Source organism: Halorubrum salinarum (genome assembly GCF_013267195.1).
In the GTDB taxonomy this organism is placed as follows: domain Archaea; phylum Halobacteriota; class Halobacteria; order Halobacteriales; family Haloferacaceae; genus Halorubrum; species Halorubrum salinarum.
Window position 1 is genome coordinate 341752 of record NZ_CP053941.1, and the last position, 20322, is coordinate 362073.

The following is a 20322-nucleotide window of genomic DNA, read 5'->3' on the forward strand; positions in this document are numbered from 1 at the left end:
TTACAGGGTGTAATCGTGCTCGCCGGTCTCGGACTCCAAGAAGGCCGTCAGCAGGTCGATCGTCGCCTCGACGTCGCCGCCGTCCGCGGTCTCCGTGACGGTGTGGAGGTACCGCGTCGGGATCGAGACGGCACCGACGGGCTTCGCGCCCGCCGTGTTCTGGAACCCCGCGGTGTCGGTGCCGCCCGCGGGTAGCACCTCGTGCTGGTGGTCGATCCCCTCGCCTTCGGCCACCTCGGTGAGCCGGGCGTGGACCTTCGGGCTGGTGATCACCGAGGAGTCCTTCAGCTTCACCGCCGTCCCCTCGCCGAGTTCGGTGACGGCGTCCGCGGGGTCGCCGACCTGCGGCACGTCGTTGGCGACGGTCACGTCTAGGGCGACCGCGAGGTCCGGGTCGATGTCGACGCCGAGCGCCCGCGCGCCCCGAAGGCCGACCTCCTCCTGGACCGTCGCCGCGAAGTGAATCGTCACGTCCGGGTCCTCGATCCGCCGGGCGGCCTCCAGCATCGCGAACACGCAGATCCGGTCGTCGAGCGCCTTCCCGGTGACCCGGTCGCCCATCCGCGTCGTGGTCTGGTCGAGGGTGACGAGGTCGCCGACGCTCACCGCCTCCTCCACCGCCTCGGCGTCGCGGCCGAGGTCGATGAAGACGTCTTTCACCTCGTCGTCCTTCTCCCGTTGCTCCTCCGTGAGCGTGTGCGGCGGGACCGAGCCGATGACGCCCGTCAGGTCCTCGTCGCCGTGGACGGTGACGCGCTGCGCGCGCAGCACCCGGGCGTCGAACCCGCCGAGCGGGTCGACCTGGACGAACCCCTCGTCGGTGACGTGACGGACCATGAACCCGATCTCGTCCATGTGGGCGGCGACGGCGACCGAGTAGTCCGAGTCGCCCTCGACCGTGCCGACGACGTTGCCCATCGCGTCCGTCCGGACGCGGTCGACGCTCTCGGCGAACTCGCGGCGGACGATCTCGCGCACGTCGTCCTCGTAGCCGGGCACGCCGCGGGCCTCGGTCAGCTCTCGGAGCAGGTCGAACTCGAAGTCGAACTCGCGTGGCATGTCGGCACGTGGCCGCGCCAGCGACAAAGGTCCGCAGGATCCGGCACGACCGTCGCCCTTCGGCGACGGGTATTCAACCGTAAATATGTTTATCGTTGTTCCGCAACCCTTTTGCGGGCGCTCGCGGGATGGGATGAGTATGAGCGACGTGAAAGCGGAACTCCGCGAACAGTTCTTAGAGGCCTTCGGCGGCGCCGACTTCCCCGTCCAGAACCAGATGGACCTCGTCCCGGCGCTGCCGGACGGCCCGGCGACGAAGTTCGAGGCCGGCGACGTGAGCTTCACCGCGATGGAGATGGCCGCGAAGCTCGGCAGCGAACAGGAGTTCCCCTACGACACCGCCGAGGAGCTCGTCGACGACATCCTCGACGGGCTCGAGTCGAAGGGCATGATCTGAGTCGGCCTCACGGAACCGCTCTTCTCACCGCACCGCGCGCACCGCTCCCGCCCCGTAGCCGCCGCCCCGGCGGGAGGTTGATTACCGCGGAGCCGCTACGGCGGGTGTGTTCGCCGATCTCACGACGCTGGTGCCGCGGTGGGTCCTCTGGGGGGTCGGCCTCGGGGTCGTCGCCACCGCGCTCGTCGCGCTCGCGTTCTACCTCGGGGACCGGTTCGCGCCGGCCCCGGCCGCGTCGACGGGGCGCCGCGGCGCCGCGGGCGACGAGCGCCGCCGCCGCGAGATCCGGACGTACCTGGAGGCGGCGGGCGAGCGCTTCGCCGAGGACCACGCGATCGACGAGGTGACGGTCCCCTTCTACCTCCCCAAGCGCGGCGTCGCCATCACCTTCGACGCGCACGACTACTTCCGGCTGGAGGGCGAGGGCGTCTACACCGTCCTCTGCGAGCACGAGATGCCGGGCCGCGGGCTCGGTCGCCGGCTCCCGTTCGACGTCGACGAGCCCGACTGGGCGACCGGCGAGTCCGCCGGGTCGAGCGCGGGGCGCGCCGGGCGCTTCGGCGGCGACCGGTTCGGGGCCGCGACCGGGGCCGCCGGCCGGCCCGACCCCGTCGGCGACGCCTTCGACGAGCTGGGCCTCGACCGCGACGCCGACCTCGACGCGGTGAAGGGCGCCTACCGCGAGCGCGTCAAGGAGACCCATCCCGATCAGGGCGGCGACGAGGAGTCGTTCCGCCGCGTCCGCGAGGCGTACGCGACCGCCCGCAACCACGCCGACGGCGGGCCGGCGGACCGCGGCGGCGCGCGCCGCGAGCCCTCGACCGGGTACGGCCGGTGACCGACCGACGCCCCGGCGCCGCGGGCCCGACCGCGTTCGCCGACGCCGCGTTCGCGGAGCGAGCGGTCTACCTCCGCGCCCACGACGCGCTCGTCGTCGCCGACCTCCACGTCGGCCGCGGGGAGGCCTCGGCCGTCTCGCTCCCCCTCGGCGAGCGCAGGGACCTCGTCGACCGCCTCGACGCGTTGCTCGACCGGTTCGACCCCGGAACGGTCGTTGTCGCGGGCGACGCGGTCCACACCTTCGACCGGGTGACCGACAGGGCCCGCGGGACCCTGAACGCGCTCCGCGACCGCTGCGAGGCGAGCGGCGCGACCCTCGAACTCGTCGCCGGCAACCACGACGCCGCGCTCGCCGACGCGTGGGACGGACCGGTCAGCGAGGAACTGGTCCTGACCGGGGGCGACGGCTCCGACGGCGACCCCGCCGGCCCGCCGCGCACCGTCGTCCGCCACGGTCACGAGGCGCCCGCGGCCGACCGCGCGTCGACGCCCCCCAACCGCTACGTGATCGGCCACGTCCACCCGACGATCGAGATCGAGGGCGACCGGCGCCCCTGTTTCCTCGCCGGCTCCGGGACCTACCGCGGCGCCGACCTCCTCGTGGTGCCCGCGTTCACGCGCCTGGCGGCGGGCGTCCCGGTCAACGACGCGGTCCGGTCCGGGCTCGACTCCCCGCTCGTCACCGACGCGGCCGCGCTCGCGCCGGTCGTGTACGACCCCGACGCCGACGCCGCTGACGGCGCAGAGAGCGCGCTTCGGTTCCCGCCGCTCGGCGAGTTCGACCGGCTGCTGTGACCCCTTGCCGGGTGGATCGACGTGCGACACCGCTGCGCCCGCGAGGTCTGCGACGAACGTTTATGTGAATTCCGCGTGAGTTTCTCACGCATGGAAGCCGCGAGACTCCACGAGTACACGGACGACATGAGCGAGGGACTGACGATCGACGAGGTCGACCGCCCGACGGCGAGCGGTCCGGACGACGTGATCGTCGAGGTCGAGGGGGCGGGGTGGTGTCAGACGGACAACCACATCATCGAGGGGATGTGGGCCGAGTACGTCCCGCAGGAGCTGCCCATGACCCTCGGGCACGAGAACGCCGGCACCGTGGTCGAGACGGGGGACAACGTCGACCTCGTCTCGCCGGGCGACCCGGTGATCTGCCACCCGGTCCAGACCTGCGGGACGTGTCGCCCCTGTCGGCTCGGCGAGACGATGTACTGCGAGAACGACGCGTTCAACGGGCTCACGACCGACGGCGGCTTCGCCGAGTACCTCCACACCAGCGAGCGCTCGGTGATCCCGCTCCCGTCGGGCGTCGAACCGATCGACATCGCGCCCCACGCCGACGCGGGGATCACCGCGTACCACGCCGCGAAGAAGGCGGTCGGCGACCTGAACCCGGGCGACCACGCGGTCGTCATCGGCGTCGGCGGGCTCGGCCACATCGGCCTCCAGTGCCTCGACGCGATGAGCGCGGCCCGGATCACCGCGGTCGACCTCAAGGAGTCGGCGCTCAACCTCGCGGACAGCTACGGCGCCGACTACCTGATCAACCCGAGCGAGGAGGACGTGGCGGCCGAAATCGAGGGGATCACGGACGGCACCGGCGCGGCGCAGGTCCTCGACTTCGTCGGCGAGGACGTGACGACCGCCTACGCCCCCGAGATCACCGCCGCCGGCGGCGACCACCACATTATCGGCTACGGCGGCCACGTCCACGAGCCGTCGCAGGCGCTGGTGAACGGCGAGTTCTCCTTCGTCGGCAACATCGTCGGCCGGTACGCCGAGCTCCAGGAGCTCGTCGCGCTCGTCGAGCAGGGCGACGTGGACCTCCACACCAGCCGGTACGACCTCGGCGAGGTCAACGCGGTCGCCGAGAAGCTCGAACACCGCGAGATCGACGGCCGCGCCGTCATCACGCCCTGAGCCGGTCAACTGGCCGCGCCGCGGGCCGCGACCCACCGAAGATTTTTGTTATTCGTCTCGAAGCTCCCGAGCATGGACCGCAGAGCCCTCCTCTCGGCCCTCGGCGGCTCAGCCGTCGCCCTCTCGGGGTGCGTCGGCGAGACCGGCACGGGGCCGGCGACGAACGGAACGGACGGAACGGACGACGACGACGGTTCGACCGGATCGCTCGACGTCGAACTGCGGACGGTCCCCCACGTCGTCACCGCCTACGAGCCGTCGCCGACCCGCGGAATCGACCCCAACCACGTGGTCCCGCAGTCGGAGATCCCCGACGCGCTGCGCGAGCCGCTGGCCGCGGCGCGCGACGGCGGGTTCGAGACCGACGACCCGAGCGACGCGCTGTTGGCCGCGGTCGACGGGTTCCGCGTCTACGACCGCGGCGAACTGAAGCCGTACGTCGAGATCGACGGGACGCGCTACGCGTTCGACCCGTCGCTCCCGACGTTCACCGCGGCGCTCGCGGACGCGACGGCAGAGGGATACGACGAGGACCGCGTCCTCCGCGAGGCGGGTCAGGGCGACGACCTCGGCGCCGCGGCCGTCGAGACGTTCGTGAACGCCCTGACGGCGTACGGTCCGAACGTGGCCCGCGGCGAGTACCGACGGTGCGTCCGCCCCGAGCCGGTCGACGACTTCCTCGACGAGTACGACTACCTCGAAGACGGGAGGGGCGTCTCCCGGATCCGCACGGCCGTCGAGCACGAGGATCCGCCGTACGCGATCACGGCCCGGGAGCTGACCGACGGGGACATGTGGGACCGGCCGGTCGTCGACGAGTCGGTGCTCGACCCCGAACTGGTGACCTTCTTCGAGCGCGCGCTGGCGTCGGAGCACCGCGCCCCCGCGCTGCCGACGCCGGACCGGAGCCAGCTCTTCGCCGACGACGTGCCGGACGCCTACGCGGCGTTCGCCGCCGAGCACGACGAGCCGGTGTACTACCGGATAAACGGGACCGTGTACAGCGTCATCGTCGGCGAGCCGCTGTACGACCGCGTCCCGGTGTCGGTCGCGGTCGCGGCGGCCGAGGACGCGCCCCGCGAGTTCGCGCTGACGGTCGCGCCGGCCCCGGAGAACGCCGCCGGCGAGGCCGAGGGGCCGTACACGTTCACGAGCCGGGGCGCGCTGCCGAGCGCGCTCTGGACCTTCCACGACGGCGAGCGCCGCTTGCTGGAAATCGTCGAGACCGAGGGCGTCGAGGGGCCGCGCCCGAGCGGCAGCGACGGACAGGCGCTGGAGTCGCTCGACGCGGGCGAGGAGATGGTCGCGACGTACGCCGTCCCGGCGGACCTCCCCGCGGGGACGTACGTGAGCCGCGGCCTGTTCAACGTCTCGTGGAACGTGCCCGGACAGACGCCGAGCGAACACGGGGCGTACCCGTTCGAACTCGCGATCGGGGTCGCGTGAGCGGCGGCGCGGACGCGCCGCCGGGAAGGCACAAGTCGACGCTTCACCCACGGGAAGGACTTTACTTCGCCTCCGTGACATTCGAGTATGGCCTCTCCGATCTCGTCCGCGTCCGAGCCCGGTGCCTCGCGGCGGTGGTCGGTCCTCGCCGGCGTCTACGCGTTCGGCTGCGGCGCGGTCACGGCGCTGGTCCTGTCGACCGTCCTGCGCGTCTTCGCGCAGGTGGTCGGGCTCCCCGAGTCGTTCCCGGTGCCGCTCCTCGCGGCGCCGGCGCTCCTCGTCGGCGGCGTGGTCTGGTGGGCCCTCGTCGAGCGCCGGGCGACGTACACGTATCCCGCCGGGATCGGGTACGGGGCGCTCACGGCCCTCCTCACCGGGGTCGTCTGGACCGCGTGGTTCCTCGTCGTCTGGAGCGTCGACCTGCTGGCCGCCGGCCCCGCGCCGCTCCTCGTCGGCCTCGTGTTCGCGCTGACGACGCTCGCCGGAACGCTGATCGGCCCGCCGATGATCTTCGTCCGTCGGCGGTACGCGGGTGGGTGACGCGCCGCCGCGACCGCTAACTCCTTGTGACGTGGGCGCACACCGATCGCGCATGGACGAGAACGGCGCCGGCGCGTCCGACGGCGGCGACGCGACCGACCCCCTCGCCGACGAGGACCTCTACCGCGTGCTCGGGCCGGACGGCAGCCCCCTGCCGGACGCGACGGTCCCGGACCTCTCGGACGAGGAGTTCCGCGCGATCTACCGCGACCTGGTCGTCACCCGCCGGTTCGACGAGCGCGCGGTAAGTCTTCAGCGGCAGGGCCGCATCGGGACGTACGCGCCCTGCGCGGGCCAGGAGGGGTCGGCGGTCGGCTCGACGCACGCGCTCGCGGCCGACGACCTGATCAGCTACCAGTACCGCGAGCACGGCGCGGTCGTCGTCCGCGACCTCCTCGGCGAGTACCTCCCCTACTGGATGGGCCACGAGTCCGGGACGGAGGCGATCGCGGCGGGCAACGTCTTCCCGCTGAACATCGGCATCGCGGCCCACCTCCCGCACGCGGTCGGCGCCGCGTGGGCGTTCGACCACCGCGACGAGGACCGCGTCGTGGCCGCGCACTTCGGCGACGGCGCGACCAGCGAGGGCGACTTCCACGAGGCGATGAACTTCGCGGGCGTCTTCGACACGCCGACGCTGTTCTGCTGTCACAACAACGGCTGGGCCATCTCGATCCCCGAGTCGCGACAGACCGCGAGCGACACGTTCGCCCAAAAGGCGACCGCCTACGGGTTCGACGGCGTCCGCGTCGACGGGATGGACCCGCTCGCGAGCTACGCGGTCACGCGGGAGGCCGCCGAGCGCGCGCGAGGCGGGACGGACGACGCCGACGGCGACGAGTCGCGCCCCGTCCTCATCGAGTTCGTCGAGTACCGCTTCGGCGCGCACACGACCGCCGACGACCCGAGCGCCTACCGCGACCCCGACGACGTGGACCCGTGGCGCGCGCTCGACCCGCTCGACCGCACGGAGGCGTTCCTCCGCGAGACCGGGCGGATCGACGACGAGGGCGTCGCGGCGATACGCGACGAGGCCGACGAGGTCGTCGCCGACGCCATCGACTTCGCGGAGTCCGTCGCGCCCGACCCGAGCGAGATGTTCGACCACGCGTACGCCGACCTCCCGCCCGAGATACGCCGCCAGCGCGACGACCTCCTCGCCGCCGTCGAGGAGCACGGCGAGGGCGCGTTCCTGCGGGAGGAGTGAGACGGCGAGGACGGTCGGTCCGCGGACCGCCAGCACTATCGGTCGGCCGCCGAGTTCCGTCCGCATGAACGACGCCGCCCTCCGGACCCGCCTCGACGCGATCCTCCTCCTGCTGGCGACGAACGCGCTCCTCCAGTTCGGGATCGGATTCCGGTACGCGAGGGAGATCGCGGTGGGGGTGGCCGTCCTCGCCGCGCTCGTCGGGTACGGAATCGTTCGGGGACGGCGGTCCGGCGCGCTGCCGTGAGCCGCGTCGGGCACGCCCCGGTGGCGGAACCGCGGTAGGCGGGCCGCCGGGGCGACGGTGCCGGAACCGCCTACAGGTGCTCCGCCGCCGCCGCGGCCGCAGCCCGCCCGCTCTCCAGCGCGCCCTGGATCGACGACCACTCGGTGTAGTCACCGGCGAGCGTCACCGGCCCCTCCGGGTCGTCGGCGTCGGGGAGGTCCGCGTGGACACCCGGAGGCTGCGCGAACTGGGCGAACCGGATCCGGTGGACGTCGAGCGTCTCCAACCCCTCGAACTCGCGGTCCGGGATCCACGCCTCCAGCGCGTCACGCACGTCCGCGCGGAGGGCCTCGTTGTCGCGCTCCAAGGCCTCCTCGCCGAGGAACGTCGCGGCGAGCAGCGCGCGGTCGCCCGGGGCGTACTCGGGCGCGACCTCCGACATCGGGACCACGGCGTTCGGCGACTCGTCCGCGGCGTTGAGCAGGATCCGTTTCCCCGTCTCGAACGACTCGCCCGCGGGGAGCGCGTACCAGCCGGTCGTGTTCGGCACGCCCTCTGTCGGGACCGACTCGACGCCGGTGAGCCGCCGCGCCTCGGGCGGCGAGGTCGCGACGACGACCGCGTCCGCCTCGCGGGTCGACCCGTCCGCGAGCTCGACGGTGGCGCCCTCGGCGTCGGCCGCACCGCTCCGGAACGGGATCCGGCCCTGTCCGGCGATTCTGACCGCCTCCACGTCCTCGCCGGTCCGGATCTCGACGCCCGCCTCGCGGGCGCGGTCGGCGAGCGCGGCGGGGAGCGCGGCCATCCCCTCGGCGGGGACGCCGATCGACCCGCGGCCCATCGCGCGGAACGTGTACTCGAACACGTGCTTCGAGGTCGACAGCGTGCGGTCGAGGGTGATCCCGCCGTAGAACGGCTCGACGAAGTTCTCGACGTAATCGTCGGCGAACCCCCAGTCGCGGAGGTACTCGCGGATCGAGGCGTCGGGGCCGGCGAAGAAGTCGTCCTCGTCGCGGTTAGCGAGGTCGTACCGGAGCGCGAGCGTCCGGAGCTTGTCGGAGACGGAGACCTCGTCGTTCAAAAGCGAGGGGACCGCGGACCGCGGGTCGCGGAGCGGGTCGCCGAGGACCGAGCGCGAGCCGGGCCGACAGATCGTCGCGCCGGGCGCGAACCTCCGCAGGTCGAGGTCGTCGAGCCCGTCCGGTCCGAGTTCGCGCGCGACCGCGGGGTAGCTGGAGAAGAGGACCTGGAAGCCCCGGTCAAGCGTGAACCCGTCGACCGTCTCCGTCCGCACGCGCCCGCCGACATCGGGCCGTCGCTCGTACAGCGTCACGTCCGCGCCCGCCTCGGCGAGCCGCGCCGCCGCGACGAGCCCCGCGAGCCCGCCGCCGACGACCCTGGCGTCTCCGTTCATACTCGGGGTATCGGGTCGCGGGATTATAAGCGGCGGCGGGTTCGGGTCGCGGGCGTCGCTCCGAACTGGCTGGAATCACGAGTGATAACCCCGGGATCGGTTTGAAAACCCCCTGCGCGGATCGGACGGTATGTGCCCCGAGGCGCCGTTCGGAGGCGGTCTCGCCGTCCCCGAGACGGGCTCGGCGGCGACCCGGACGTCTCGCCCGCTGAGAACCGCTCGCCGCGCGGCGACCGCATCGACGGGGAGGGTGCCGTGAGCGGGTCCGACGACCGCTGGCTCCACTACGGCGCGGTCGCGACGCCGATCGACCGACCGGACCGGACCTTCGGCTACGTCGACGAGGCGGAGAACCCGAAGTTCGGCACGTTCCCCTCCGACTTCCTGAACCGGGTCGACGTTCCCGCCGACGAGGAGCGCAGCCGGGTGCCGCTCGGCGAGCTCGACCCCGACCTCTACCGGCGGTTCGGGAACGGGTTCCAGCGGGTCGACGTGGGCGCGCTCGCGGGCGACCTCGTCGCCGCGTCGCTGTTCCCGCCCCACGAGGCGCGGATCGTCGTGCTGTACGGCTGGTTCGACATGGACCGAGAGGCGACCGCCGAGGCGCTCGAGACGGAGCCGGACCGCGTGCGGCGGCTGGTCGAGACCGTCCGCGACCGCCGCGAGCGGGCCGACCGGACGGCGACGGTCCGGTTCACCCCCGAGTAATCGCCCCCGAGTGCGAAGCGATTAGTCGCCGCCGCCGCAAGGATCGGTATGGCTTATTCCGAGACCACGCCGGCGTTTCGCGGGCTGGAGAGTCGGGCGTCGGGACGCGTCCACGAGACCGCCGACGCGGCGGCGATCGACGGCGACGAGCGGGCGCGCGGCCTCGACCCCGTCTACGACTACGACGCGGTCGGCCCGGACGACCTGTTCGACCCCGCCGCCCGCGGGGGGAGCGGCGACGCCCGGGCCGCGCCCGCGACCGCCCGCGGCCACTGGCGGTTCGACGCGCTGCTCCCGTTCCCGGCCGAGGCGGCGCTCACCGCCGGCGAGGGCGCCACGCCGCTCGTGGCGACCGACCGGCTCGCGGACGAGCTGGACGTGGAGGCGGTGTACGTCAAAGACGAGGGGCGGAACCCGACGGGGACCGTCCTCGACCGCGGGCTCTCGCTCGCGATGACGGCGGTCGCGAGGCGGGCGGCCGACGGCGCCGACGTGGAGCCGCTCGTCTGCGCGAGCCCCGGCAACGCCGGGCAGTCGATGGCGGCGTACGCGGGCCGGGCGGACCTGCGCTCGTACGCGTTCGTCCCCTCCCGCTGCGCGTTCTCGAACAAGTCGATGGCGAACGTCCACGGCGGGGAGATGCGCGTGGTCGGCGGGCGCTTCCCGGACGCCGCCGAGGCGGTCGACGAGCAGCTGGAGACCGAGTACACCGACCTCGGCGAGTTCGTCACCCCCTACCGCCACGAGGGCGCCAAGACGGTCGCGTTCGAGCTCGTCGCCGACCTCGGCGACGCCCCGGACGTCGTCGTCGTCCCGACCGGCTCCGGCGAGGTCGTCGCCGGCGTGTACAAGGGGTTCGCTGAGCTCGACCGGATAGGCGCGATCGACGGTACCCCGAAGGTCGTCGCGGCGCAGGCGGCGGGCTGCGCCCCGATCGCGGCCGCCGTCGAGCGCGGCCTCGACGAGCCGGAGCCGTGGGGGACGCCCGACACCATCTGCGGCGAACTGGAGATCCCGGACCCCGCCGGCGGCGCCGCGGCCGTCGCGGCGGTCACCGAGAGCGGCGGGACCGCGGTCGGCGTCGACGACGACGACATCCTCGCGAGCGCGGTCGCCGTGGCGCAGAACGAGGTCGTCGAGATGGGCGCGACGGGCGGCGCGGCCCCCGCCGGCGCGTGGGCGCTCGCCGAGGAGGGCTTCTTCGACGGCGACGAGACCGTCGTGCTGCTCAACAGCGACGCCGGGCTGAAGACGCCCGACGTGCTCCGCAGCCACCTGATGGGACAGGGGATCTAGAAGGAACCGCCGGTCAGCGCTCGGTGCGGTTCGCGCGCTCCTCGCCCGTCACTCGCGCCGCGCGAGCAGGCCGGTCGCGAGCAGCGCGAGCGCGGCCGCGACGACGCCGAACCCGGGCGACTCGGCGCCCGTGTCACCGGCGCTCTCCCCGTCGCCGCCGTCGCTTCCGGTCGAATCGCCGGTCGTCGAGCCGTCGCCGTCGGACGCGTCGCCGTCTCCGGAGCCGTCGCCCGAGGAATCGGTGCCGTCGGAGCCGTTCCCGTCAGACGAGCCGCCCTCGGCGCCGTCCGTCGACTCGCTGCCGTCGCTCTGGAGTTCGACCACGGCGTTCGACAGCGTCGTCGTCGACTCGATCACGCTGCGCGGCGCCGGCTGGTTGAGGTAGTTCACGTTCAACACCACGTAGCTGTCCTTGGCGCCCGCGGTCGTGCTGGCGTACGGCTCCTGGTCGAGGATCGCGGCCTCGGGGTCGGTGACGATGATGAGTTCGGGGTCCGTTTCCAAGATTACCTCGTCGGAGAGCTGGGGGTACGCCTCGTACTCCGCGGCGGCGTTGTCGGTCCCGCCCGCGTTCATGATCGCGTCGATGAAGGTGTTGTTCGCCGCCACGTAGCCGCCGCCGAGGGGGTAGAGGGCGGTCGGCCGCTCGACGCCGCTGGTCCGCTCCTCGGCCGCCTCGACCGCGTCGTACATCTCCGCGTTGGTCTCGCTCGCGGCCTCGCACGCGCCCACGAGCCGACCGATCGTCTCCGTCTTCTCGGCGATGTCGTCTATCGAGGTCGCCGCCGGGAAGTGGTAGACGGTCAGCCCCTGCTCGCGGAGCGGCTCCACGTCTGCCGCCGAGGAGTTCGGCGCCAGCACGAGGTCCGGCTCGGTGTCGACGACGCGCTCGACGCTCGCGCCGAACGAGGCGGAGACGTTCGCGCGCTCCTCGGCGCCGTCGAGGTAGAAGGCGAACTGGCTCACGCCGACGACGCGGTCCTGCGCGCCCAGCTCCCACAGCGTCTGCGCCGCCGACGGGTTGATCGTCGTGATCCGGTCGGGGCGCTCCTCCAAGGTGATCGTCTCGCCGGTGGCGTCGGTCGCGTTGTACGGGAAGCCGCAGGCGCCGTCCGTCTGTGCGGGCCCCGCGCCCGTCGCCGCGGCGCCGACCACCGGCTGCGCGCCCGCGGCCGGTCCGTCGGTCGATATCGTCGGCTGTGCGCCCGTCGCCGTCCCGGCGACGCCGCCGATCAGGGCGGTCGCCACCAGCATCGCCATCGCGATCGCGAAGCTGTCTCGCATCGCATCGATGACCGGACTCGTCCAATAAGTATTTACCTACTACAAGTTGTGTTGGAGTACGTATGCGACCCTGGGTTCGGTCGGCGTACTGGTCGGCGACGGTAGCCGCGCTCCTCGCGGTCGCCGTCGTCGTCAGCGCCGCGATCGGTCCCATCTCCATCCCGCCCGAGACCGTCGTGAAGTCGGTGTTGAACGCGCTCGCGGTGCCCGCGGGGATCGAGACGAGCGCCAGCGGCGTCGGCCCGCTGCCGGTCCCGGGCGTCGGACCGCTCACGCTCCCGGGCGTCGACCTCGCGTTCACGTCCCCGTTCGCGTTCCCCGTCGACTCGGTCCACCAGCAGATCGTGGTTGGCGTGCGGCTCCCGCGGATCCTGCTGGCCGCGCTCGTCGGGTTCGCGCTCGCGGCCGCCGGCACGGTGATGCAGGGCTTCTTCCGCAACCCGATGGCCGACCCCTCGATAATCGGCGTCTCCTCGGGCGCGGCGGTCGGCGCGGTCGCGTTCATCGTCTTCCCCGTGGCGCTCTCGACGACGGTCGCCCTCCCTCTCCTCGGCCCGGTCGAGGTCGCGCTCTCGCGCGGCGCCGGGACGAGCCTCTTCGCGTTCGTCGGCGCGCTCGTCGCCGCCTTCGGCGTGTACGCCATCGCGACCCGGGGCGGCCGAACGCCCGTCGCCACCCTCCTCTTGGCCGGCGTCGCGGTTCAGACGTTCCTCGGCGCGGTCGTCTCGTACCTCCAGCTCCAAGCCGGCGAGTCGCTCCGACAGATCGTCGCGTGGCTGATGGGGCACCTCTCCGGCGCCGCGTGGAGCGAGGTCGCCCTCACCGCCGTCGTCGTGCCGCCGCTTTTCGCCGTGCTGCTCGCGTACGCCCGCGACCTCAACGTCCTCCTGCTCGGCGAGGAGGAGGCCCGGGGGCTCGGCATCGCCGTCGAGCGCACCAAGCGCGTCCTGCTCGCGGCGTCGGCGCTGGTCACGGCCGCGGGCGTCGCGTTCGCCGGCGTGATCGGGTTCGTCGGCCTCATCGTGCCCCACATGCTCCGGCTCGTCGTCGGCCCCGACCACCGGGTGCTGCTCCCGACCGCGGCGCTTTCCGGCGGCACCTTCCTCGTCGCGGCCGACACGCTCGCGCGCTCCGCCCCAGCCGAGTACCCCGTCGGGATCATCACCGCCGCGGTCGGGGCGCCCTTCTTCGTCTACCTGCTCGTGACCCGGGAGGTGACGGAGCTGTGAGCGCGGACCGCCACGCGGACGGCGAGGCGGCGGAGGGGGAGGCGGGGGAGACGGACGCAGCGGCGGCCGAGGCCCGATCGGCCGCCGCCGCGCGCGACGTGTCGGCCTCGCTCGCGGGACCGGCGTCGCTCCCGGACACCGCGCGGTCGTTCGGCGACGACCCGCTGCTGTCGGTCGCGGACGTGGCCGTCTCGTTCGGCGACCTCGACGTCGTCTCCGGGGTCGACCTCCGCGTCGAGCCCGGCTCGCTCGTCGGCCTCGTCGGCCCCAACGGCGCCGGCAAGACGACGGTGTTGCGCGCGGTGACCGGGGCCGTCGAGCCGGACGCGGGGACCGTCGAGATCGGGGGCGACCCGGCGGCGTCGCTGTCGGCCAAGGAGGTCGGGCGCCGGGTCGCGACCGTCCCGCAGGCGACGAACCTCGCGTTCGACTTCCGCGTGCGCCACGTCGTCGAGATGGGGCGGACCCCGCACCTCGGCCGCTTCGACGCGCACGGCGTCGCGGACGACGAGGCGGTCGACGCCGCGATGGCCGCGGCCGACGTGAAGCGCTTCGCGGACCGCTCGATCACCGAGGTCTCCGGCGGCGAGCGCCAGCGCGTCCTGCTCGCCCGCGCGTTGGCGCAGGCGGCCCCGCTCCTCCTCCTGGACGAGCCGACCGCCAGCCTCGACGTGAACCACGCGGTCGAGACGCTCGAACTGGTCCGCGCGTTCGTCGACGACGGCGACCGCGGGGCGATCGCCGCGATCCACGACCTCGACGCCGCGGCCCGGTACTGCGACGAGGTCGTCGTCCTCGCGAACGGCGGGGTCCGGGCCGCCGGCCCCCCGGAGTCGGTGCTGTCCGCGTCGACCGTCGGCGCCGCCTTCGACGCGGAGGCGTTCGTCGGCCGCGACCCGGCGACCGGGGCGCCCGCGGTGACGGCGTTCCCCCACAGCGACGTCGAGCCCCGGCGCGTCCACGTGATCGGCACGGGGCGCCCGGCGGCGCGCGCCGTCGCCCGGCTGGCGGCCGCGGGCCACGAGCCCTCCGTCGGCGTCGTTCCGGCAGGGGACGCGGTCGCCGGCGCCGCCGCGGACGCGGACGCGACCGCCGTGACGGCGCCGCCGTTCGAGGCCCCGTCCGCGGCGGCGGTCGCGGCGGCCAAGGACCTCGCGGCCGACGCGGACGCGACGCTCGCCGTCGGGGCGGAGGGGTCGGGTGACCCCGACGCGGTACGCGGCCCGAACGCCGAGGTGGCGGCGGCCGCCGACCGGGTCGTCCCGGTCGCCGCCGACGCCGACGGCGCGGACCTGCTCGACGCGGTCGCGGCCGCGACCGCGGACGGGGAGTGAGCCGCCCGCGAAGCGTCACCGTTTATTCGCTCGCACGCGTCCCTCCGACGATGAGCGTCCCCTGCGTCGCGGTCGACCGCGAGCGCGGCGAGACAGTCCGGAGCCGGCTCGCCGACGCCGATGCCCTCGACGGCGACCACCAGATCGCCGTCGACGGCGACACGATCTACATCCCCGTCGCGGACCGCGATCGGGTCCCTGCCGACCTCGCTGACCGGATCGTGGAGCGCGACGCGGCGGCCCGGGACCGACCCACGACGCCCGCGGAGATCCTCGGCTACGAGCCCTCGATCGAGCGGCTCGGCGACATCGTCATCGTCGACGAGGACGACGACGAGCGCGCCCGCGAGATCGCAGAGGCGGTCATGGCCGCCGATCTCCCCTGCGACACGGTCCTCAACCGCGCGTCGCCGATCGAGGGCGAACTGCGGGTCCGTCAGTGGGACGTGCTGGCCGGGAACGGCACCGAGACGGTCCACCGCGAGTACGGCCACGAGTTCGCGCTCGACGTCGCGGAAGTGTACTTCTCGCCGCGGCTCGCGACCGAGCGGCACCGCGTGGTCGAGCAGGTGGAGCCCGGCGAGTCGGCGATAGACATGTTCGCCGGCGTGGGACCGTACGCCGTCCCCATGGCCGCCCGCGGCGCCGACGTGGTCGCGTGCGACCTCAACGAGCGCGCCGTCGAGTACCTCCGGGAGAACGCCGAGCGCAACGGCGTCGCGGATCGGGTGACGGCCGTCGCGGGCGACGTCCGCGACCTCGCCGGCTCGTACGCCGACACCGCCGACCGGCTCGTGATGAACCTCCCGCACTCCGCGGACGAGTTCCTCGACACTGCGGTCGCGCTCGCGGGCGACGACTGCGCGGTCCACTACTACGACATCCAGCACGAGGACGACCCGTTCGGCCCGGGGCGTCGCGCGATGGAGGCGGCCGCGGGCGACGCCTACGCCGTCGACGTCGAGACCGAGCGGGTCGTCCGGTCGTACGCGCCACACGAGTACAACGTGTGTCTCGACGTTCGACTGACCCGCGTCGCCGACTGAGCCCCGGGGCGGGCTCCGCCGCGGGACGGGCACAGACACGTCAGGCCGCTCACTTATGCGTGTCACTCACTATCGTATATTACGTATGAGCGACGCCGAAGACCCCGCGGAGCGCATCGACGAGACGACCACGTGGCCCGACCTGGCGATCGGACTGTACGACCGACTCACGGGTCGGAACGCGGAGATACACTACCAGTTCGAGGACCTGACCGTCGAGGTGCCGAGCGGGACCGGCGACGACGCCGAGCACGCCGAGTGGCGCGTCGACGGCGGCGTCCGGGTCACCACGAGTGAGCGGGAGTGAGTCCGGGCGGCGCCTCTCGGTCGAGACCGAGGACCTGACGCTCTCGGTCGACGGGGTCGACGCCGCGGTCCGCGCGACCGGACGCCGACTGTTCGTCGAGGTCGACAGCGTCGGCGACGCCCTCCGCATCGCCCGGCGGCTGCCGGCGGAGTCCGTCTCTACCCTCGCGGCCGCGGAGCTGGTCCGGGGCGGCCTCACCGCCGAGGTCAGGGTCCGCGGTCGCACGGTCGCGGTCGCGGGCGCCGACGCGCGGCCGGGGCCGCTCTCGCACCGCCTCGGCGTCGCGCCCGCGGAACTGCGGCTCGCGGGCGTCGTCGGCGCCGGGTACGCCGGGCTCTCCGCGGGAGTCCGTCGCGCGCGGCGGCTGTTCGCGTGAGGAGAGTCGCCCCCGCTCGAGCGCCCCGGCCGGTCCGGTCGCTCGCGAGGGAGTCGAGACAGCGAGAACGCCGCGTCGCCCCGAGGGGGGTCGGGGCGACGCGGCCGGGGCCCGTCACATGACAAGCGGTCGCGGCGGCGGTCGGGGACCAGAGGCGATTTTGCGCTTGGCGCGTCGGAGACGCGTTTCACACGGAAGCCGCGACGGGACGCTGCTGGGGATGACGGCCGCGTCGAGTCGCCGTGGGGCCGGCGACCGACGTGACTATCGCCGCCCGGTACGGGCTTCGACCGGGCACGCACCGCCGAGGGATTCGATCCCCGCCGTCTCGGCACGCGGGCGGTGTCATCACGTCTGAATTCAAACCCGAACACGTATTTAGTCTTTTTCCTTATACACTTGTGAACTATGTCGGTTTCTTGTGGGTATCAAGATAGAATACGAGCTATCACGAGACGATTGTCAGATTACTACCGGAACAATTCGCCGATTCCGTCGCCGGAGTCGGCGCGTCGGATCGCCGTCCCGTCCCCGTTTCGGAACCCTTATTTTTCCGTCCGGGAATTATCGAATGCGCGCCGGAGTAGCTCAGCTGGCAGAGCGATTCCTTCGTAAGGAATAGGTCGAGGGTTCAAATCCCTCCTCCGGCTCTTCTGACGGAACGGAGTGGAGTCGAAGAGCCGCGGGCGAGATTTGAACCAGGGAGTGAAGCGAAGCGGAACGACCGTGGTTCACAATCCCTCCTCCGGCTCTTCTGACGGTGCGACGCCGAGCCGGTGAGCGACGGGACCGGATCGCTGGCGCGAGCGCGGTTCTCGGATCCGATCGAGCCGTTCCGATCGTTCGGTCACCCCTTCTCGGAGAACCATTTATATTCTAGAAATAATATTAGGTGTGTGGTTATCTATCACGGAGTTCTATGAGCGTACATGCGACCAGAATACGACTGCGACAGCGAAGAAGTGTACGAGTGTTTCAAATGCGGCCGTCGGACCGGCTCCCCCGGCGAGTGCGAGTGCGGGGGTGAACTGCTTCACATCGGTCGCTCGCGGGACCTGTGAGCGTGGCCGAACTGGGCCGTCTCCGGGCCGTTGACGGCGCGGTCAGTCGCCGGTAGCGTCGCCCTCGTCGCTCGCGTCTTCCCCGTCGCGCTCCTCGTCGCCGCCGTTCCCGCCGTCCTCGTCGGCTCCGTCCGCGTCTCCCTCCGGGTCGTAGTCGGGCAGCGAGAGGACGTTCTCGCGGCCCAGGCGGAAGCCGTCGAGGTCGCCCTCGTCGCGCAGCCCCGTCACCACCTGGCTCGTCTTCGCGGCGGTCCAGTCCAACCGCTCGGCCACCTGCTTCTGTTTCATCCGTCCGCCCTCCGACTCGATCAGTCGGAGCACCTGTTCCTCGTTGCTCAACAGGTCGTCGTCGACGGGCCGGGGCTCGTCCGAGTCCGGCTCCGACGCGTCGCCGTCGTCGTCGCCGGTCGTCGGTTCCGCCGCCGAGTCGCTGGCGGCGGCCGCCGTCGCCGCTCCCGAGTCGTCCGCCGGCGCGTCGCCGGTCGCCTCGGTCTCGGCGTCTCCGCCCCCGGCGGGCGCCGCGGCCCCGGCGTCCCGGCGGCGGTAGGCGACGGCGGCGCCGGCGACGACGAGCGCCCCGAGGAGCGCGGCGATGCCGGCGGTCGGCACCCCCGAGAGCGGCCCAGCGGGCGCGACCGAGACGCGCGGCTGGCCGGCGGAGAAGTCGACGGGCCCGTTCCAGACCACCGACCGCTCCCGTACCTCGCTCGGCTCGGGCGTCGTCTCGCCGAGGCGGTACCCCTCCGGCCACGAGACGATCAGCGACGAGGCGTCGTCGAGGAACAGCCCGTCGACGGCGTCGCCGACGCGGAGCCGGTCGCCGTCGACGGCCGCGAAGTTCGTCCACTCGAACCGGTAGGTCAACACGCCGTACGCCTGCGGGAGCTCGCGCCGCTCGGCGGTCACCGTCGCGTTCGACACGGTCATGTTGCGGCCCGTCGCCGACTCGGCGGTCTCCGCGGTCGAGACCATTCGGTCGCGGAACCGAGTCGTGTACGCCTCCGTGTCGTTCTCCACGTCCGCGCGGAGCTGTTCGAACGCCTGTTCCTCCTCGTCGGTGCCGAGTCGGATCCGGTACTCGACGGTCCACCGCGCGTCCCCGTCCGGCTGGACGGCGACCTCCATCGACACGTCGTCCGGTTCGACGTCCATCTGGGCGAACCCGCCCTCGAACGGGACCGCGCCGGCGCCGCCGGCGCCGAGCGCGAGACCGACGGCTCCGAGGAGGGCGAGGACTGCGAGGAGGATCGGCAGTCGCTGCACGGGCTAAGTCATTCGGACTGTCGGTAAATTCCTTCCCATCCGGAACCGGGTCGCCCCGTCGCCCGGCGCCGGGCGGGGAAGTGCGCGCTCACGGCGCGACGCCGCTCACGCATCGAGGCGCGAGGGACTCTCGGCGACCGTCGGGGCGGCGACCGCGGCGCCGACCGACGGCGCGTCCGCGCCGCCGCCCGTCCCGTTGCCGCCGGGCCCGCCGCCGCTCGGACCGCCGTCACCCGGACCGCCCTCGCTCCCGGATCCGGTGCCGGAGCCGTCCGGCGGGCCGGTCGACGCGTTGCCGGAGCCGCCGTCGGTCGCGTTCCCGGACCCGCCGGGGCCCGAGCCGGTCGCGTTCCCCGAGTCCGGCGGGCCGGCTGACCCGTCACCGGGACCGCCGACCGAGCCGTTCCCGGGTCCCGCTCCCGGCGCTCCGGTTGAACCGTTCCCGGGTCCCGCTCCCGGTGCCCCCATCGAGCCGTTTCCCGAGGTCCCGCCCGGGGCGTCGGCACCGGGCGGACCGGCGTCGCCCGGCGGGCCGCGTTCGGTGCCGTTCGCCGGCGGGCCGCGCCGCCCGGGCGCCACCGGCCCGCCGACGCCCTCGCCGGCCACGCCGCGGGCGATGGCGGCGACCTCGGGGCCGCTGAGCTCGCGCGCGCGCTCGCGCAGCGCCGTCAGTCGCTCGCCGTCGACGCCCGCCTCGCTGCGGACGGCGGCCGGGAGCTCGGCGGCCGCGCTCGCGCTCCGGTTCAGCCCGCGAGAGAGCGTCTCGATCCGCGCGGTCGTCGTCGCCATCCGCGCGGCGTACTCCCCCTGACTCAACTCGCCGGCCGCGCGGCGCTCCCGCAGCTCCTCCTGTCGCTGCTCCAGCTCCGCGAGGCGCTCCTCGGTCCGGTTCAGGCGCTCCGCCACGACGGCGGCGCGGCTCTCGTTGCTCGCCGCCTCGCGGAGCCCGACCTCGAAGGCGCGCGACTCCACCTCGCCCTCGATCTCGGCGCCCTGTACGCCGACGACGCCGGCGAGCTGCTCGCCGGGACTCAGGTCGACCGTCCCGTTCTCGGCGCCGGAGTCCGCACCGCTCCCGTTCGGCGCGTCGGTCTGTGCGGTCACCGCTCCCGCCGGCGCGGCGGCGGCGGCCCCCGCGATCACCGCGGCGGCGACGGCCGCGACGACGAGGCCGGCAATCCATCGGTTCATCACCAGCGCGTACGCACTCCGTCCCTATATACCCGGAACTCCGTTAAGTCGGATCAACGCGGATTAATCGCACGACTTGAGAGGGACAGGAAGATCCCGAAGGAACTTCGCGTCGCCGGGTGGTCGCTCCCGCAGGGGCACCGGGTCCGGACCGGATCGCCGTCACCGCGCG

21 protein-coding genes and 1 tRNA gene are annotated in these 20322 nt (G+C 73.2%); 17 read left to right on the plus strand and 5 right to left on the minus strand.

Annotated features, from left to right (window positions below):
* On the minus strand, positions 1-1059 hold the full coding sequence (locus tag HPS36_RS01785; protein WP_137715434.1) for a M42 family metallopeptidase: 1059 nt from the start codon (positions 1057-1059) through the stop codon (positions 1-3).
* Positions 1060-1198: 139 nt separating this feature from the next.
* On the opposite strand from HPS36_RS01785, the gene HPS36_RS01790 reads away from it, so the two are divergent.
* The 8 genes from HPS36_RS01790 (at position 1199) to HPS36_RS01825 (ending at position 7662) form a co-directional block, all read left to right on the plus strand.
* Positions 1199-1456 (plus strand): MTH865 family protein, encoded by a 258-nt coding sequence (locus HPS36_RS01790; RefSeq protein WP_053772327.1) that lies wholly within the window; start codon positions 1199-1201, stop codon positions 1454-1456.
* Between the two features lie 106 nt (positions 1457-1562).
* A complete protein-coding gene (locus HPS36_RS01795; protein WP_173228281.1) occupies positions 1563-2294 on the plus strand; it encodes a J domain-containing protein in 732 nt (243 codons plus the stop codon).
* Entirely contained in the window at positions 2291-3091 is an 801-nt protein-coding gene (locus HPS36_RS01800; protein ID WP_173228282.1) for a metallophosphoesterase, read from the plus strand. The genes HPS36_RS01795 and HPS36_RS01800 overlap by 4 nt, the downstream gene beginning before the upstream one ends.
* Before the next feature lie 90 nt (positions 3092-3181).
* Positions 3182-4222 carry an NAD(P)-dependent alcohol dehydrogenase gene (locus HPS36_RS01805; RefSeq protein ID WP_173228283.1) on the plus strand — a complete coding sequence of 347 codons (1041 nt, stop codon included), beginning with the start codon at positions 3182-3184 and terminating at the stop codon, positions 4220-4222.
* Between the two features lie 72 nt (positions 4223-4294).
* Entirely contained in the window at positions 4295-5668 is a 1374-nt protein-coding gene (locus HPS36_RS01810; protein ID WP_173228284.1) for a hypothetical protein, read from the plus strand.
* An 87-nt stretch (positions 5669-5755) separates the two neighbouring features.
* The gene (locus HPS36_RS01815; RefSeq protein ID WP_173228285.1) at positions 5756-6208 is read left to right on the plus strand and encodes a hypothetical protein; all 453 of its coding nucleotides are present in this window, start codon (positions 5756-5758) and stop codon (positions 6206-6208) included.
* Between the two features lie 52 nt (positions 6209-6260).
* A complete protein-coding gene (locus tag HPS36_RS01820; protein WP_173228286.1) occupies positions 6261-7415 on the plus strand; it encodes a thiamine pyrophosphate-dependent dehydrogenase E1 component subunit alpha in 1155 nt (384 codons plus the stop codon).
* Between the two features lie 64 nt (positions 7416-7479).
* Positions 7480-7662 carry a hypothetical protein gene (locus HPS36_RS01825; protein ID WP_173228287.1) on the plus strand — a complete coding sequence of 61 codons (183 nt, stop codon included), beginning with the start codon at positions 7480-7482 and terminating at the stop codon, positions 7660-7662.
* Positions 7663-7732: 70 nt separating this feature from the next.
* Here the strand turns inward: HPS36_RS01825 and HPS36_RS01830 are convergent, their stop codons facing one another.
* Positions 7733-9055 (minus strand): NAD(P)/FAD-dependent oxidoreductase, encoded by a 1323-nt coding sequence (locus HPS36_RS01830; protein ID WP_173228288.1) that lies wholly within the window; start codon positions 9053-9055, stop codon positions 7733-7735.
* A 255-nt stretch (positions 9056-9310) separates the two neighbouring features.
* On the opposite strand from HPS36_RS01830, the gene HPS36_RS01835 reads away from it, so the two are divergent.
* Positions 9311-9763 carry a hypothetical protein gene (locus HPS36_RS01835; RefSeq protein ID WP_173228289.1) on the plus strand — a complete coding sequence of 151 codons (453 nt, stop codon included), beginning with the start codon at positions 9311-9313 and terminating at the stop codon, positions 9761-9763.
* Between the two features lie 48 nt (positions 9764-9811).
* Positions 9812-11059: a pyridoxal-phosphate dependent enzyme gene (locus HPS36_RS01840; RefSeq protein WP_173228290.1), complete on the plus strand. Its 1248-nt coding sequence runs from the start codon at positions 9812-9814 to the stop codon at positions 11057-11059.
* 48 nt (positions 11060-11107) lie between these two features.
* Here the strand turns inward: HPS36_RS01840 and HPS36_RS01845 are convergent, their stop codons facing one another.
* Positions 11108-12343 carry a PGF-CTERM-anchored ABC transporter substrate-binding protein gene (locus HPS36_RS01845; protein ID WP_173228291.1) on the minus strand — a complete coding sequence of 412 codons (1236 nt, stop codon included), beginning with the start codon at positions 12341-12343 and terminating at the stop codon, positions 11108-11110.
* A 62-nt stretch (positions 12344-12405) separates the two neighbouring features.
* Between HPS36_RS01845 and btuC the strand changes: the two genes are divergently transcribed.
* The 7 genes from btuC (at position 12406) to HPS36_RS01880 (ending at position 17696) form a co-directional block, all read left to right on the plus strand.
* Positions 12406-13572: a vitamin B12 ABC transporter permease BtuC gene (gene btuC, locus HPS36_RS01850; RefSeq protein ID WP_173228292.1), complete on the plus strand. Its 1167-nt coding sequence runs from the start codon at positions 12406-12408 to the stop codon at positions 13570-13572.
* A 98-nt stretch (positions 13573-13670) separates the two neighbouring features.
* Complete coding sequence (locus HPS36_RS01855; protein ID WP_173230768.1) at positions 13671-14906, plus strand: ATP-binding cassette domain-containing protein; 1236 nt, start codon at positions 13671-13673, stop codon at positions 14904-14906.
* A gap of 50 nt (positions 14907-14956) precedes the next feature.
* Positions 14957-15952, plus strand: a complete 996-nt coding sequence (locus HPS36_RS01860; RefSeq protein ID WP_173228293.1) for a class I SAM-dependent methyltransferase — start codon at positions 14957-14959, stop codon at positions 15950-15952.
* An 85-nt stretch (positions 15953-16037) separates the two neighbouring features.
* Positions 16038-16259, plus strand: coding sequence for a hypothetical protein (locus HPS36_RS01865; protein ID WP_121561944.1), 222 nt, complete (start codon positions 16038-16040; stop codon positions 16257-16259).
* A complete protein-coding gene (locus HPS36_RS01870; RefSeq protein WP_137717929.1) occupies positions 16246-16635 on the plus strand; it encodes a peptide ABC transporter ATP-binding protein in 390 nt (129 codons plus the stop codon). The genes HPS36_RS01865 and HPS36_RS01870 overlap by 14 nt, the downstream gene beginning before the upstream one ends.
* A 577-nt stretch (positions 16636-17212) precedes the next feature.
* Positions 17213-17285 (plus strand) — tRNA-Thr (locus HPS36_RS01875).
* A 279-nt stretch (positions 17286-17564) separates the two neighbouring features.
* Positions 17565-17696 (plus strand): rubrerythrin-like domain-containing protein, encoded by a 132-nt coding sequence (locus HPS36_RS01880; protein ID WP_137717928.1) that lies wholly within the window; start codon positions 17565-17567, stop codon positions 17694-17696.
* A 42-nt stretch (positions 17697-17738) separates the two neighbouring features.
* Here HPS36_RS01880 and HPS36_RS01885 read toward each other — a convergent pair whose 3' ends face one another.
* Together HPS36_RS01885 and HPS36_RS01890 are read right to left on the minus strand one after the other, a co-directional pair.
* Positions 17739-18959 (minus strand): helix-turn-helix transcriptional regulator, encoded by a 1221-nt coding sequence (locus HPS36_RS01885; RefSeq protein ID WP_173228294.1) that lies wholly within the window; start codon positions 18957-18959, stop codon positions 17739-17741.
* A 105-nt stretch (positions 18960-19064) separates the two neighbouring features.
* Positions 19065-20150, minus strand: a complete 1086-nt coding sequence (locus tag HPS36_RS01890; RefSeq protein WP_173228295.1) for a hypothetical protein — start codon at positions 20148-20150, stop codon at positions 19065-19067.
* Positions 20151-20322 lie beyond the last annotated feature (172 nt).

Coding starts and splice junctions, on each gene's coding strand:
- HPS36_RS01845 (WP_173228291.1), bottom strand. CDS start 12,343: ATGCGAGACAGCTTCGCGATCGCGATGGCGATGCTGGTGGCGACCGCC.
- HPS36_RS01810 (WP_173228284.1), top strand. CDS start 4,295: ATGGACCGCAGAGCCCTCCTCTCGGCCCTCGGCGGCTCAGCCGTCGCC.
- HPS36_RS01890 (WP_173228295.1), bottom strand. CDS start 20,150: ATGAACCGATGGATTGCCGGCCTCGTCGTCGCGGCCGTCGCCGCCGCG.
- HPS36_RS01785 (WP_137715434.1), bottom strand. CDS start 1,059: ATGCCACGCGAGTTCGACTTCGAGTTCGACCTGCTCCGAGAGCTGACC.
- HPS36_RS01825 (WP_173228287.1), top strand. CDS start 7,480: ATGAACGACGCCGCCCTCCGGACCCGCCTCGACGCGATCCTCCTCCTG.
- HPS36_RS01820 (WP_173228286.1), top strand. CDS start 6,261: ATGGACGAGAACGGCGCCGGCGCGTCCGACGGCGGCGACGCGACCGAC.
- HPS36_RS01840 (WP_173228290.1), top strand. CDS start 9,812: ATGGCTTATTCCGAGACCACGCCGGCGTTTCGCGGGCTGGAGAGTCGG.
- HPS36_RS01805 (WP_173228283.1), top strand. CDS start 3,182: ATGGAAGCCGCGAGACTCCACGAGTACACGGACGACATGAGCGAGGGA.
- HPS36_RS01790 (WP_053772327.1), top strand. CDS start 1,199: ATGAGCGACGTGAAAGCGGAACTCCGCGAACAGTTCTTAGAGGCCTTC.
- btuC (WP_173228292.1), top strand. CDS start 12,406: ATGCGACCCTGGGTTCGGTCGGCGTACTGGTCGGCGACGGTAGCCGCG.
- HPS36_RS01865 (WP_121561944.1), top strand. CDS start 16,038: ATGAGCGACGCCGAAGACCCCGCGGAGCGCATCGACGAGACGACCACG.
- HPS36_RS01860 (WP_173228293.1), top strand. CDS start 14,957: ATGAGCGTCCCCTGCGTCGCGGTCGACCGCGAGCGCGGCGAGACAGTC.
- HPS36_RS01880 (WP_137717928.1), top strand. CDS start 17,565: ATGCGACCAGAATACGACTGCGACAGCGAAGAAGTGTACGAGTGTTTC.
- HPS36_RS01815 (WP_173228285.1), top strand. CDS start 5,756: ATGGCCTCTCCGATCTCGTCCGCGTCCGAGCCCGGTGCCTCGCGGCGG.
- HPS36_RS01830 (WP_173228288.1), bottom strand. CDS start 9,055: ATGAACGGAGACGCCAGGGTCGTCGGCGGCGGGCTCGCGGGGCTCGTC.